12 protein-coding genes are annotated in these 13,072 nt (G+C 64.7%); 2 read left to right on the forward strand and 10 right to left on the reverse strand.

Going from position 1 to position 13,072, the window contains the following annotated elements:
• Position 1: 1 nt before the first annotated feature.
• The 7 genes from F6X59_RS14590 to tcyJ form a co-directional block, all read right to left on the reverse strand.
• Positions 2–802: a MetQ/NlpA family ABC transporter substrate-binding protein gene (locus F6X59_RS14590; protein ID WP_152956811.1), complete on the reverse strand. Its 801-nt coding sequence runs from the start codon at positions 800–802 to the stop codon at positions 2–4.
• Complete coding sequence (locus F6X59_RS14595) at positions 795–2,186, reverse strand: LLM class flavin-dependent oxidoreductase (RefSeq protein ID WP_152956812.1); 1,392 nt, start codon at positions 2,184–2,186, stop codon at positions 795–797. The genes F6X59_RS14590 and F6X59_RS14595 overlap by 8 nt, the downstream gene beginning before the upstream one ends.
• A complete protein-coding gene (locus tag F6X59_RS14600) occupies positions 2,186–3,367 on the reverse strand; it encodes an SfnB family sulfur acquisition oxidoreductase (RefSeq protein ID WP_152956813.1) in 1,182 nt (393 codons plus the stop codon). The genes F6X59_RS14595 and F6X59_RS14600 overlap by 1 nt, the downstream gene beginning before the upstream one ends.
• 12 nt (positions 3,368–3,379) lie before the next feature.
• Positions 3,380–4,621 carry an SfnB family sulfur acquisition oxidoreductase gene (locus F6X59_RS14605; protein WP_152956814.1) on the reverse strand — a complete coding sequence of 414 codons (1,242 nt, stop codon included), beginning with the start codon at positions 4,619–4,621 and terminating at the stop codon, positions 3,380–3,382.
• A gap of 200 nt (positions 4,622–4,821) precedes the next feature.
• Entirely contained in the window at positions 4,822–5,580 is a 759-nt protein-coding gene (tcyN, locus tag F6X59_RS14610; RefSeq protein WP_152956815.1) for an L-cystine ABC transporter ATP-binding protein TcyN, read from the reverse strand.
• A gap of 1 nt (position 5,581) precedes the next feature.
• Positions 5,582–6,250 (reverse strand): cystine ABC transporter permease, encoded by a 669-nt coding sequence (tcyL, locus tag F6X59_RS14615; protein WP_152956816.1) that lies wholly within the window; start codon positions 6,248–6,250, stop codon positions 5,582–5,584.
• Positions 6,247–7,041 (reverse strand): cystine ABC transporter substrate-binding protein, encoded by a 795-nt coding sequence (gene tcyJ / locus F6X59_RS14620; protein ID WP_152956817.1) that lies wholly within the window; start codon positions 7,039–7,041, stop codon positions 6,247–6,249. Before tcyJ ends, tcyL begins: the two co-directional genes overlap by 4 nt.
• Positions 7,042–7,314: 273 nt before the next feature.
• On the opposite strand from tcyJ, the gene epsC reads away from it, so the two are divergent.
• Both epsC and betT read left to right on the forward strand, forming a co-directional pair.
• On the forward strand, positions 7,315–8,247 hold the full coding sequence (epsC, locus tag F6X59_RS14625) for a serine O-acetyltransferase EpsC (protein WP_346653282.1): 933 nt from the start codon (positions 7,315–7,317) through the stop codon (positions 8,245–8,247).
• Between the two features lie 213 nt (positions 8,248–8,460).
• Positions 8,461–10,422 carry a choline transporter BetT gene (gene betT / locus F6X59_RS14630; protein WP_178120090.1) on the forward strand — a complete coding sequence of 654 codons (1,962 nt, stop codon included), beginning with the start codon at positions 8,461–8,463 and terminating at the stop codon, positions 10,420–10,422.
• A 135-nt stretch (positions 10,423–10,557) separates the two neighbouring features.
• On the opposite strand, the gene tauD is transcribed toward betT, so the two are convergent.
• The 3 genes from tauD to tauB are packed head-to-tail and all read right to left on the reverse strand — an operon-like array spanning position 10,558 to position 13,065.
• Complete coding sequence (gene tauD, locus F6X59_RS14635; protein ID WP_152956819.1) at positions 10,558–11,391, reverse strand: taurine dioxygenase; 834 nt, start codon at positions 11,389–11,391, stop codon at positions 10,558–10,560.
• Between the two features lie 49 nt (positions 11,392–11,440).
• Positions 11,441–12,280: a taurine ABC transporter permease TauC gene (gene tauC / locus F6X59_RS14640; protein WP_152956820.1), complete on the reverse strand. Its 840-nt coding sequence runs from the start codon at positions 12,278–12,280 to the stop codon at positions 11,441–11,443.
• Positions 12,277–13,065: a taurine ABC transporter ATP-binding subunit gene (gene tauB / locus F6X59_RS14645; RefSeq protein ID WP_152956821.1), complete on the reverse strand. Its 789-nt coding sequence runs from the start codon at positions 13,063–13,065 to the stop codon at positions 12,277–12,279. The genes tauC and tauB overlap by 4 nt, the downstream gene beginning before the upstream one ends.
• Positions 13,066–13,072 lie beyond the last annotated feature (7 nt).

Consider the following 13,072-nt stretch of genomic DNA (forward strand, 5'->3'; position numbering starts at 1 on the left):
GTCAGCCTTCCCAACCGGCCTGGTACAGGCTGCCATGGGCCTTGTTCAGTGCCGCACGCACGGCAGGCGAGTGTTGGTAGATATCGACGAATTTGGCCAGGCGCGGGTCATCCTTGCTTTGCGGGCGGATGACGAACTGGATCACGTACTCCTTGTTCTCCAGGCCATCGAACAGCAACGCCGAGGTGGCATCGAAACTGTTGGCCAGGCGGATATAGGCTGGGTAGCCCTGTACCAGGTCGGCGTCGTCATAGGCGCGTACCAGTTGCACGGCTTCGACCTGCAGGATCTTCAGCTTCTTCGGGTTGGCGACGATGTCGTCCTCGGTGGCCTTGTAGCCGACACCTGGCTTGAGGGTGATCAAGCCAGCCTTGGCCAGCAGCTGCAGGCCGCGGCCGCTGTTGATCGGGTCGTTGGCGATGGCCACGCTGGCGCCCTCGGGCAGCTCGGCGAAACTTTTGTACTTTTTCGAGTACAGGCCGACGTTGTTGATGATGCCCGGGGCGTAGGGCACCAGGTTGAAACCGGCTGCAGCCTTGGCGTTCTCCAGGAAGGGGGTGTGCTGGAAGTAGTTCACGTCGATGTCGCCGCTGTTGAGGCTGACATTCGGCGCGATCCAGTCGCTGAACTCGATCAGCTTCACTTCCAGGCCTTGCTTGTGGGCTTCTTCCACCGCCGCTTCCAGGGGGATGGCGAAGGCTGCGGTGGTGCCGATCTTCAGCGGCTCGGCAGCGAAGGCGCTGGTGGCCAGGCCGAGGGTGATGGCGATGGCCGCGACGGGCCGGAACAGTTTTTCAAGCATGGTGCAGGGCTCCAGTCGGGGCAGGGGTAGAGGTGTTGCGGTAGGTGGAACCTGGATGGTCGGCAGGCAGGTGCGGGTGGTCGCTGGCAAACAGCTTCTCGCGCAGGGTGCCGTCGGCGTAGGCGGTCTTGTAGCGGCCACGTTGCTGCAGTTGCGGGACTACCAGTTCGATGAAGTCCTCATAGCTTTCCGGGGTGACGGTGCGGGTCAGGTTGAAGCCGTCCAGGCCGGTTTCGTCGATCCAGGCGATCAGCTGTTCGGCTACCTGATCGGGCGCGCCGACCAGGGTCACATAGCGCCCGCCAAGGGCGTGCTGCTCCAGCAGGCGGCGGCGGGTCCAGGCGTTTTCCTGCAGTTGGCGGGTGGCCGACTGGATGGCGTTGCCCTTGCTGGCGCCGATCGGCTCGTCCAGCCCGTAGGCGGCAAAGTCGATGCCGGTAGAGGCGGCGAAGTGCGCCACGCCGGCTTCGGCGCTGGCATGTTGCAGGTACTCGGCATATTTGGCCTGGGCCTGTTGCTCGGTGGGCGCGACGATCACCGTGATGCCCATGAACACCTTCACCGCCTGAGGATTGCGGCCAGCGGCCTGGGCGGCCGCGCGCACCTTGTCGACCTGGGCGCGGGTAGCAGCTTTGTCCTGGCCGCTGATGAACACGCACTCGGCGTGGTTGCCGGCGAAGGCCAGGCCGCGCGGCGAACTGCCCGCCTGGAACAGTACCGGTGTGCGCTGTGGCGAGGGTTCGCACAGGTGGTAGCCCTCGACCTTGTAGAACTCGCCCTGGTGGCGCACCTTGCGCACCTTGCCCGGCTCGGCGTACACCCGGCGCTCGCGGTCATTGACCACGGCGTCATCGGCCCAGCTGCCTTCCAGCAGCTTGTACAGCACCTGCAGGTATTCGTCGGCCTGGTCGTAGCGGCGGTCGTGCTCGGGCTGTTGCTCCAGGCCCATGGCACGGGCGGCGCTGTCGAGGTAGCCGGTAACGATGTTCCAGCCGACCCGGCCGTTGCTCAGGTGGTCGAGGGTGGAGAGGCGCCGGGCGAACAGGTACGGCGCCTCGTAGGTGAGGTTGGCGGTGAGGCCGAAGCCCAGGTGGCGGGTGGCGGCGGCCATGGCCGAGACCAGCAGCAGTGGGTCGTTCACCGGCAGCTGGATTGACTCTTTCAGGGTCACGTCCACGGAGTTGCCGTAGATGTCGTAGGTGCCGACGATGTCGGCGATGAACAGGCCGTCGAACAGCCCGCGTTCCAGCAGGCGCGCCAGGCCGGTCCAGTATTCCAGGGTCTTGTATTGGGTCGAGGTGTCCCTTGGGTGGGTCCACAGGCCGTGGTTGATGTGCCCGATGCAGTTCATGTTGAAGGCATTGAGCAGGATCTGCTTGGGCATCAGATAGTCCCCCGGCGTGGTGGGTGCTCGTTGTTCAGGTAGTAGTTGCCGATGGCGTGGTACTTCCAGCGCACCGGGTCGTGCAGGGTGTGCACGCGGGCGTTGCGCCAGTGGCGGTCGAGGTTGTGCTCGGCCAGGGTGGCCTGGCTGCCGGCCAGTTCGAACAGCGTGGTGCCGGCAGCGAGGGAGACTTCCGTGCTGATTGCCCGTGCTTCGGCAACGGCGATGGAGGCAGCGGCCACGGTGTCGGCATTGCTGTCGGCCTGGGCGCGGTCAAGGAATTCGCCGGCGCGCTCGAGCAAGGCTTCTGCGGCGTGCAGGCGGATTACCAACTGGCCGAAGCTTTTCAGGGTCAGCGGGTCGTCGCTGGCCTTGTCCAGGCCGGAGTCGACCCATGGCCGGCTGCGCGTGCGCACGAAGTGCAGGGCGTCATCCAGCGCGGCACGGGCGATGCCGGTGTCGATGGCGGCGTGGAGAATTTGCGCCAGCGGGCCGACCGGTGTCGGCCGTTCGAAGGCACTCTGGAACGGCACCACATCGTCGGCATCGACCCAGACGTTGTCGAAGGTCACCGAGCCGCTGCCGGTGGTGCGCTGGCCGAAACCGCTCCAGTCGTCGATTACCTGCAGGCCCTGGCTGTCGGCGGGGACGAAGGCCAGTTGCTGGCGGCCTTGGTCGTCGATCACCGAGGTCGGGATACGCTGGGCGTAGAGCGCGCCGGTGGCGTAGAACTTGCGGCCGTTAATGCGGTAACCGGCGCCGTCGCGGGTCAGGCGGGTGGTGCGCTCGTGGGCGGTTTTCGTGCCCAGCTCGGCCAGGGCGTTGCCAAAGCGGCGGCCCGCCAGCACTTCGGCGTAAAGGCGGCGCTGTTGCTCGGGGCTGCCGTTCACCCGCAGCACTTCGAGGGCGTAGAAGTGGTTCTGGGGAATCTGGCCAAGGGAGGCGTCAGCCTGGGCGATGCGGGCGATGACCTGGGCCAGGGTGACGTTGGATACACCCGCCCCGCCAAAGGCTTTGGGGACGCTGATGGCCCATAGGCCGGAGCGGGTGAACAGCTCCAGTTCGGCGTGGGGCAGACGGCGTTCGCGGTCGCGCAGGGCGCTGTCGCGTTTGAGTTGCTGGGCAATATGTTCGGCGGCAGCCAGGGCTTGGCTGTCACTGGTGATAACGGATGTTGTCATGGTCACCTCAAATCAGATCCAGGAATGCCGCGCAGGCAGGGTGCCGTTGAGGTGGTAAGCGCCAACCGCGTGGTACTTCCAGCGCACCGGGTCGTGCAGGGTGTGCACCCGGGCATTGCGCCAGTGCCGGTCGAGGTTGAACTCGGCCAGGCTGGCGCGGCTGCCAGCCAGCTCGAACAGCTTCTCGCTGGCCTGCAGCGAGATCTCGGTGGTCAGTACCTTGGCCTCGGCCACGGCAATCGATGCCCGCGCGGCGGCGGCAGCATCGATCGGCCCGGCATTGACCTCGTCGAGCACCCGCGCCGCCTTGCGCAGCAGCGCTTCGGCGGCATGCAGCTCAAGCTTCAGGCGGCCGATGTCGGCAATCACGTAAGGGTCATCGCTGGCGCGCTCGACCTTGGCCTCGATCCAGGGCCGGGACTTTTCGCGGACGAAGGTGATGGTGTCGTCGATGGCTGCCTCGGCGATGCCGGCATCGATGGCCGCCTGAATCAGCTGCGAGGCCGCACCCTGGATATTGGGGGTATCGCGCTGGCGCCAGTTGTCGATGACCAGTTCCGCATCGACCGGTACCTGGTCGAGCAGCACGGTACCGCTGGCAGTGGTGCGCTGGCCGAAGCCGGACCAGTCGTCGACGATGCGCAGCCCCGGGCTGCCACGGCGGACGAAGGCCAGGCGCTGGCGGCCCTCGTCGTCCAGTGCCTTGACCGCCACCCAGTGGGCGAACAGCGCGCCGGTGGAATAGAACTTCTCACCGCTGATGCGATAGCCGTCAGCGCTGCGGGTGATCCTGGCCTTGAGCGTCAGGGTGTCCTTGGTGCCGCGCTCGGGGCCGGCGTTGCCGATGCGCCAGCCGTCCAGCACGCTGCGGAAGATCAGCGCCTGCTGGGCCTCGGTGGCGGTCAGGCGCAGCAGTTGCAGCATGCCGAACTGGTTCTGCGGGATCTGCCCCAGGGCCGGGTCGGCGGCGCTGATCAGGCGGAACACTTCGGCGACGGTTGCGAACGAGACGTCCGGGCCGCCATGGGCCTTGGGCACAGTGATGCTGCCCAGGCCGCTGCGGGTGAACTGTTCGATTTCTGCCCAGGGCAGCTTGCGTTGCTGGTCGCGGCGGGCGGCCTGCTCGCGGGCGCTCTCGGCCAGCTCCCGGGCGGCTTGCAGGGCTTCGGCGTCGTTGCGCAGTATCTTGGCCGGCAGCAGCAGGGGCGAGCTGTCGAGATCGCTATGGAATGGGGTATTTGGCTGGGTGGTCATCAGAACCGAACCTCACAAAAGTGGATGCGTCGCTTCAGCTGATGGCGACAGACATTTGCTGGTCCGGTGGTCCGGTTTATATACCCTAAAGGCTTATTAAAAGTTTATGAACTAACTTTTTGGAATATGTATAGAAGAGGGGGATTTGCTTGGATGTTCCGGCCCTTTCGCGGGTAAACCCGCGAAGAGCCAGAGAGGGTTTACTCTGAAGCAGCAGTCCCGAGGAACTTGCGCAGGAACTGCCGGGTACGTTCTTCCTTGGGGTTGGCAAACAGCGCCTTGGCTTCACCCTGTTCCACGATCACACCCTTGTCGAAGAAGATCACCCGGTTCGCGACATCCCGGGCAAAGCTCATCTCGTGGGTCACGATGATCATGGTGCGCTTTTCCTCGGCCAGGCCGCGGATGGTCGCCAGTACCTCGCCGACCAGCTCCGGGTCGAGTGCCGAGGTAGGTTCGTCGAACAGGATCACTTCAGGTTCCATGGCCAGCGCGCGGGCAATCGCCACGCGCTGCTGCTGGCCGCCGGAAAGGCGCCGTGGGTAGGCGTCTTCCTTGCCTGCCAGACCGACCTTGGCCATTAACCGCCGACCAAGCTCGATGGCCTGTTCACGAGGCGTCTTCTTGACGATCACCGGGCCTTCGATGACGTTCTCCAGCGCAGTGCGGTGGGGGAACAGGTTGAAGTTCTGGAACACGAAGCCAGCTTGCTGGCGCAGGCGGCGGATCGCACTTTGCTGGCCGCTGAGCGGGCGGTTGGCATCGATGCTGATGTCGCCGATCTGGATCTGCCCGGCATCCGGGGTTTCCAGCAGGTTGAGGCAACGCAGGAAGGTGGTCTTGCCCGAGCCGCTGGGGCCGATGATGGCCACCACTTCACCCGGTTGCACGGTCAGGTCGATACCGTTGAGTACGGTCTGGCCCTTGAACTGCTTGGTCAGGCCTTTGGCGACGATCATCTCATTGCTCCTGGTCGTGCTGGTTGACCCGCGCTTCCATGCGGTTCTGGAAGTGCGCGAGGATGCTGCAGAGGATCCAGTAGACCACTGCTACGGCCAGGTACATGGTGAACACTTCGAAGGTGCGCGCGGTAATCAGCTGGGCCTGGCGGAACAGCTCGGGCACCTGGATGGTCGCGGCCAGCGCGGTGTCCTTGACCAGCGAGATGAAGCTGTTGCCCAGTGGTGGCAGCGCGGTGCGCAGCGCCTGGGGCAGGATCGCCCGGCGCATGGCCTGGGTGCGGGTCATGCCGATGCTGGCTGCGGCTTCCCACTGGCCACGGTCGATCGAGGAGATCGCCGCACGCAGGATTTCGCAGATGTAGGCCGCCATGTTCAGTGACAGGCCGATCAGCGAGGCCGGGATCGGATCGAGCTCGATACCGATCTGCGGCATGCCGAAGTAGATCACGAACAGCTGCACCAGCAGCGGCGTGCCGCGGAAGAACGACACATAGACCCGGGCCAGCCAGTTCAGCGGCAGGATCTTCGACAGCCGCATCAGCGCCAGGGCAAAGCCCAGCACCAGGCCAAAGAACATGCCGCCCACACTGAGCAGCACCGTATAACCCGCGCCCTTCAGCAGGAAGGGCGTGGAATCGGCAACGAGTTGCAGGCTTTCAGCGATCATTTGGTGACGTCAGCACCGAAGTATTTCTCCGACAGCTTGGCCAGCGTGCCGTCGGCCTTGAGCTTGTCGATGGCCTTGTTGATCGCGGCCAGCAGCTCAGGCTCGCCCTTGCGCAGCGCCACGCCGCTTTCCAGGCGCGAGAAGGCATCGCCTGCCAGTTCGGTGTCCTTGGCCTTCTGGGCGTATTCCAGTGCGGCCAGGCGGTCGATCAGGATGGCGTCGATGCGGCCGTTGCGCAGGTCGGCGAACTTGCTCGGGTCGTCTTCATAGGTGCGCACGTCAGCCTTCGGCACGTCCTGCTTCACCCATTGCTCGTAGTTGGTGCCCAGGCCGACACCGACTTTCTTGCCGGCCAGGTCCTGCGCGGTCTTGATGTTCAGCTGCTCGGCCTTTTTCTTCAGGATCAGCGCCTGGATGCCGGAGATGGTGTACGGCTCGGAGAAGTCGTATTTCTTCTTGCGCTCTTCGGAGATGGTCACCTGGTTGACTACCACGTCCAGGCGCTTGGACTCCAGCGCGGCGAGGATGCCGTCCCATTTGGTCGGCTGGATCTTGGCCTTGACCCCCAGCTCCTTGGCCAGCAGCTCGGACAGCTCAACCTCGAAGCCGGTCAGTTTGCCGTTTTCATCCTGGAAGCTGAACGGCGGGTAGGTGCCCTCCAGGCCGACGTTGATCACGCCTTTTTCCTGGATGGTCTTCAGTTGCTCGCCGGCGAAGGCATGGCTGAGCAAGCCGGCACCCAGCAGGATGGCCAGGCTGGCGTTGAGAAGCGGTTTGGCAAATTTCGACATGGCAGGCCCCGCGCTTGTTGTGGAAGTGGTGGGTGGCGACTATAGAGTTGGCTTGATAGGTCAGGAAATAATAAAAACTTATTTTCTTATTCCTGTTGTGATCTGTGCCAGGTTCTGGCTGCTTTGAGGGTAGGCCAGGATGCTGGCGCCGTCATCGCGGCTTATGCCCGACTTAGCGCAGGATGGAATAAAGCGTTGTTTTTTCCAAGGGCCAGATTTGCCGTAGAGTGGATCGCATAACGACAGATTGGCCACCTTCGGCAGGAGAACACCGTGAGCGAACAACCTTCATCTGGGCACTGGCAACTGCACAGCATCGTCAGTGGCCTGCGCGGTGCCCGCGAGCAATGGCGCAGCCGCAATGGCCGCAGCAGTGGCGAGCAGGGCGGGCGCGAGCTGCCTTCGCGTGAGGCCATGCGGCAGATTCTCGAGCAGCTGTGCGGGGCGCTGTTCCCGATGCGCCTGGGCCCGGTCGACCTGCGTGAAGAGAGCGAGGACTTCTACGTCGGCCATACCCTCGACGCGGCACTGACGGCATTGCTGGTACAGGCGCGGCTGGAACTGCGTTACGCCGCCCGCCAGAGCAACACGCAACTGGAGGGCATCGATGCCCAGGCCCTGCGCCTGATCCAGGACTTCGCGGCGGCCTTGCCGGGCCTGCGCGTGCTACTCGATACCGATGTGCTGGCGGCCTATCACGGCGACCCGGCGGCGCGCAGCGTTGACGAGGTATTGCTGTGCTATCCGGGGATCCTGGCGATCATCCATCATCGCCTGGCCCACCACCTTTATCAGGCGGGCTTGCCGCTGCTGGCGCGGATCAGTTCGGAACTCGCGCATTCGGCCACCGGTATCGACATTCACCCAGGCGCGCAGATCGGCCAGAGCTTCTTCATCGACCACGGTACCGGCGTAGTGATTGGCGAGACCGCGATCATCGGTGAGCGGGTGCGTATCTATCAGGCGGTAACCTTGGGCGCCAAGCGCTTCCCGAGCGATGAGTCAGGGACGCTGCACAAGGGGCTGCCACGTCACCCGATCGTCGAGGACGATGTGGTGATCTATGCCGGGGCGACGATCCTGGGGCGGATTACCATCGGCAAGGGCTCGACCATTGGTGGCAATGTCTGGCTGACCCGCAGTGTGCCGGCCGAAAGCAACATCACCCAGGCCAACCTGCAGCTGGATTGCCAGGACAAGAACTGAGTTGCAAGGGGCGCCAATCGGCGCCCCGGTTCGCTTTGAAAGCCGATCCATGTTTAACTTGAACGCTTGTTCAATGAAAAACGCTGGTCCGCTGCCGGTGTTCAACAGGAGGATTCCTTTGCTGAACCCGTTCATTCCGAACCTCACGTCGATCGACGAGGTGCCTGTCTCATGAGTGCACCGTCCCCCTCCCTTGCCAATGGCAAGATCCGCATGAACCCGCCGGTGTTCTACTTCGCGGCAAGTTTCATTCTCCTCTTCGGCCTGGTGGTCATCGCCTTCCCTCAGGCTGCCGGCGAGTGGCTGCTGGCGGCACAGAACTGGGCGGCCAACACGGTCGGCTGGTACTACATGCTGGCCATGACCCTGTACCTGGTGTTCGTGGTGGTCACTGCCTTGTCTGGCTACGGCAAGATCAAGCTCGGTGCCGACCACGACGAACCCGAGTTCAGTTACCTGTCCTGGGCCGGCATGCTGTTCGCCGCCGGTATCAGCATCACGCTGTTCTTCTTCTGCGTGTCCGAACCGCTGACCCACATGCTCGCGCCCCCTCAGGGCGAAGGGGGCACGGCCGAGGCCGGGCGCCAGGCGATGGAGATCCTGTTCCTGCACTGGGGCCTGCATGGCTGGGGCGTGTTCGCCTTCGTCGGCATGGCGCTGGCCTACTTCGCCTACCGGCACAACCTGCCGCTGGCCTTGCGTTCGGCGCTGTATCCGCTGATCGGCAAACGCATCAACGGCCCGATCGGCTATGCCGTGGACGGCTTCGGCATCATTGCCACGGTGTTCGGCCTGGGGGCCGACATGGGCTTTGGTGTGCTGCACCTGAACGCCGGCCTCGACTACCTGTTCGGCATCAGCCATAGCCAGTGGGTGCAGGTGATCCTCATCGCGCTGATGATGGGCGCGGCGGTGGCGGTAGCCGTGGCGGGGGTGGAAAAGGGCGTGCGGGTGATGAGCGACATCAACCTGTTCCTGGCCTGTGCACTGCTGCTGTTCGTGCTGTTCGCCGGGCCTACCCAGCACCTGTTCAATACCCTGATCCAGAACCTTGGCGATTACCTCGGCGCCTTGCCGCGCAAGAGCTTCGACGTGTACGCCTATGGCGAGCAGCGTGACTGGCTGGGTGGCTGGACGGTGTTCTACTGGGCCTGGTGGATTGCCTGGGCGCCGTTCGTGGGTTTGTTTATTGCGCGTATCTCGCGTGGCCGCACCATCCGTGAATTCGTCTTCGGAGTGCTGCTGATTCCGCTGGGCTTCACCCTGGCGTGGATGTCGATCTTCGGCAACAGCGCGCTGGACCAGGTGATCAACCACGGCATGACCGCGCTCGGCCAGTCGGCGTTGGACAACCCGTCGATGAGCCTGTACCTGCTGCTGGAAACCTACCCGTGGAGCAAGACGGTGATCGCCGTGACGGTGTTCATCAGCTTCGTGTTCTTCGTCACCTCGGCCGACTCTGGCACCGTGGTGCTGTCGACCCTGTCCGCCAAGGGCGGCGGTGCCGACGAAGACGGGCCGAACTGGCTGCGCATCTTCTGGGGGGCGATGACGGCGCTGATCACCAGCGGCCTGCTGTTCGCAGGCAGCATCGACTCGCTGAAGTCGGCGGTGGTGCTGACCTCGCTGCCGTTCTCGCTGATCCTGCTGTGCATGATGTGGGGGCTGCACAAGGCCTTCTACCTGGAGAGCCAGCGGCAGATCGCGCAGATGCACTCGCTGGCCCCCTTCGCCCAGTCACGCCGTGGCCGTGGTGGCTGGCGCCAACGCTTGAGCCAGGCCGTGCACTTCCCCTCGCGCGATGAGGTGTACCGCTTCATGGACGACGTAGTGCGCCCGGCGATTGCCGATGTGCGTGAAGTGTTCGAGCAGAAGGGCCTGGTGCTGGTGACCCAGGACGACCCGAGCCATGACAACGTCAGCCTGAAGGTGGGCCATGGCGAGGAGCAGCCGTTCATCTACCAGGTGCAGATGCGTGGCTACTTCACGCCGTCGTTCGCCCTGGGTGGGTTGGGTACGCAGGAGTTGAAGAACCGCCGTTACTACCGCGCCGAGGTGCACCTGAGCGAAGGCAGCCAGAACTACGACCTGGTGGGCTACAGCAAGGAGCAGATCATCAACGACATCCTTGACCAGTACGAGCGGCACATGCAGTTCCTGCATCTGGTCCGTTAGATCGCCGGGGCCGCTTTGCGGCCCAATCGCCGGCAAGCCAGCTCCCACAGGTACTGCACAAACCTTGAGTCCTGTGCTGTACCTGTGGGAGCTGGCTTGCCGGCGATTGGAGGCCGAAGGCCTCCCCAGGGCCCATCAGTAAGGCGCATCCCCCAGGATGGTCGCCCGGTGCATCACCCGCCGATTGGGCCGGTAGTCATCCACCGCAAAATGCTGGGTCACGCGGTTGTCCCAGAACGCCACGTCATTCTCCTGCCAACGCCAGCGAATGCTGAACTCCGGCCGCGTCGCATGGGCAAACAGCAGCTTCAGCAGCGCTTCGCTCTCCAGTTCGCTCAGCTCATTGATGCGTGTGGTGAACCCTTCATTGACGAACAGTGCCTTGCGCCCGCTCACCGGATGCGTGCGCACCACCGGGTGCGACAGCGGCGGGTTGTTGCGCCGGGTCGCTTCCCAGCGGGCCAGGTCTTCGGCCGTGGTACCAAAACGCTCCAGCGGGAACGACTTGGTGAAGTCATGGGTGGCGGTCAGGCCATCGAGCATTTCGCGCAGCGGCGCCGACAAGGCTTCGAACGCCGCGATGCCGCTGGCCCACAGGGTGTCGCCGCCATAGGCCGGCAACTGCTTGGCGCTGAGCACCGTGCCCAGCGCCGGGGTCGGCAGGAAGGTCACGTCGGTGTGCCACACCGCGTTGTCGCGCACGTCAGTGACTGCCGTGTCGAGGATCAGCACCTGTGGCGTCTCTGGCACGTTGGGGTAGATCGGGTGGATGTGCAGGTCGCCGAAACGGGCGGCGAAACGTGCCTGTTGCTCCGGGTTGATCGGCTGGTCGCGGAAGAACAGCACCTGGTGCTGGAGCAGCGCCTGCTCGATGGCATCGCGCTGTTCGGCGCTGATGTCGCGGCTGATGTCCACGCCGCTGATCTGCGCGCCGAGCGCCGGGCTGAGGGGAGTGATGGTCAGGCTCATGTCGGTCTCTTCAATCAGGCGCCAGGCTGCTGGCGTGGTCAGTCGGTATTCAGTGGCTTTGCCCGTGCCAAGGCACCAGCTTGCGTTGCAGGGCGCGCAGGCCCATCTCCAGGGCGAAGGCGATCAGGGCGATCAGCAGGATGCCCAGCACCACCACGTCGGTGACCAGGAACTGCGCCGCCGACTGCACCATGAAACCCAGGCCGCTGGTGGCGGCGATCAGTTCGGCGGCGACCAGGGTCGACCAGCCGACCCCCAGGCCAATACGCACGCCGGTCAAGATGTCGGGCAGGGCACTGGGCAGGATTACGTGGCGAATGAGCTGCGCCTTGGTCGCGCCCAGCGATTGCGCCGCGCGCAGCTTGGCCGGGTCGACAGTGCGCACGCCGGTGGCGGTGGCGATGGCGATCGGGGCGAAGATCGCCAGGTAGATCAGCAGCACCTTGGACAGCTCGCCGATGCCGCACCAGATGACGATCAGTGGCAGGTAGGCCAGCGGCGGGATTGGCCGGTAGAACTCGATCAGCGGGTCGAGGATGCCTCGGGCCACACGGTTGTAGCCGATGGCGATGCCGACCGGGATGGCGGTCAGGGTTGCGGCGGCCAGCGCCAGGCCGATGCGGCCCAGGCTGGCACCCAGGTGCTGCCACAGGCTGGCGTCCATGTAGCCCTCGGTGAGCAGGGTCCAGGCCTTGGCCAGGATGTCACCGGGCGAAGGCAGGAACAGCGGCTCGATCCAGCCGGCGGCCGTCACCAGCCACCAGGCGAGCAGCAGGCTGGCCAGGGTCAGGCTGCTGATCCAGCGGGTAGACAATGGGCGGCGGGCCTGGGGAGTGGGCCGGGTTTGATTGTCGCGTTTGCCGGCGACCGGCAGATCCAGGCTGCTCATGCGCGCTCCTGCAGGCTTTGGCGTTGGGAGAACACGCGGGCCAGGACATGCTCGCGGGTTTCGATGAAGCGTGGGTCAGACTTGATCGCCCGGGCCGATTCGCCAGCTGCGTAACGCTGACCGAAGTCCAGCTGCAGGCGCTCGACCACGCGGCCGGGGTTAGGCGCCAGCAGCACCAGCTCGCTGGCGAGGAACACCGCTTCTTCGATGTCATGGGTGATCAGGAACACCGGTTTGGCGGTGCGCTGCCAGACTTGCAGCAGCAGCTCTTGCATCTGTTCGCGGGTGAAGGCGTCGAGGGCGCCAAACGGTTCGTCCATCAGCAGCACCCGTGGGTTGGCAGCCAGTGCCCGGGCCAGGCCCACGCGCTGTTTCTGGCCGCCTGACAGTTGCCAGATGCGCCGCTCGCCGAAGCCGTCGAGGTCGACCAGGGCCAGCATCTCGCGGGCCTTGGCTTCACGCTGGGCGCGAGGCACACCGGCCAGTTCGAGGCCGAAGGCGACGTTGCCCAGCACGTTCTGCCATGGCAGCAGGGCATCATCCTGGAACACCACGCCACGCTCGGCACCGGGGCCTTGCACCGGCACGCCGTCGAGGGTGATGCGCCCACTGCTCGGGGCGACGAAGCCGGCTATCAGGTTCAGCAGCGAGGTCTTGCCACTGCCGGATGGCCCCAGGGCCACCAGCAGCTGGCGTGGCCCCAGGCTCAGGTTGATGTCGGCCAGCACCGGGGCGGTGGCGCCGGGGTACTGTGCGCTGATGCGCTCCAGTTCGAGCAAGGCCATGGCAGGC

It is taken from the genome of Pseudomonas sp. MN1F, assembly GCF_009391885.1.
In the GTDB taxonomy this organism is placed as follows: domain Bacteria; phylum Pseudomonadota; class Gammaproteobacteria; order Pseudomonadales; family Pseudomonadaceae; genus Aquipseudomonas.

What these genes read in the sequence shown, in the direction of transcription:
- F6X59_RS14590 (WP_152956811.1), bottom strand. Translation starts at nt 802, where the DNA reads ATGCTTGAAAAACTGTTCCGGCCCGTCGCGGCCATCGCCATCACCCTC.
- F6X59_RS14595 (WP_152956812.1), bottom strand. Translation starts at nt 2,186, where the DNA reads ATGCCCAAGCAGATCCTGCTCAATGCCTTCAACATGAACTGCATCGGG.
- F6X59_RS14600 (WP_152956813.1), bottom strand. Translation starts at nt 3,367, where the DNA reads ATGACAACATCCGTTATCACCAGTGACAGCCAAGCCCTGGCTGCCGCC.
- F6X59_RS14605 (WP_152956814.1), bottom strand. Translation starts at nt 4,621, where the DNA reads ATGACCACCCAGCCAAATACCCCATTCCATAGCGATCTCGACAGCTCG.
- tcyN (WP_152956815.1), bottom strand. Translation starts at nt 5,580, where the DNA reads ATGATCGTCGCCAAAGGCCTGACCAAGCAGTTCAAGGGCCAGACCGTA.
- tcyL (WP_152956816.1), bottom strand. Translation starts at nt 6,250, where the DNA reads ATGATCGCTGAAAGCCTGCAACTCGTTGCCGATTCCACGCCCTTCCTG.
- tcyJ (WP_152956817.1), bottom strand. Translation starts at nt 7,041, where the DNA reads ATGTCGAAATTTGCCAAACCGCTTCTCAACGCCAGCCTGGCCATCCTG.
- betT (WP_178120090.1), top strand. Translation starts at nt 8,461, where the DNA reads ATGAACCCGCCGGTGTTCTACTTCGCGGCAAGTTTCATTCTCCTCTTC.
- tauD (WP_152956819.1), bottom strand. Translation starts at nt 11,391, where the DNA reads ATGAGCCTGACCATCACTCCCCTCAGCCCGGCGCTCGGCGCGCAGATC.
- tauC (WP_152956820.1), bottom strand. Translation starts at nt 12,280, where the DNA reads ATGAGCAGCCTGGATCTGCCGGTCGCCGGCAAACGCGACAATCAAACC.
- tauB (WP_152956821.1), bottom strand. Translation starts at nt 13,065, where the DNA reads ATGGCCTTGCTCGAACTGGAGCGCATCAGCGCACAGTACCCCGGCGCC.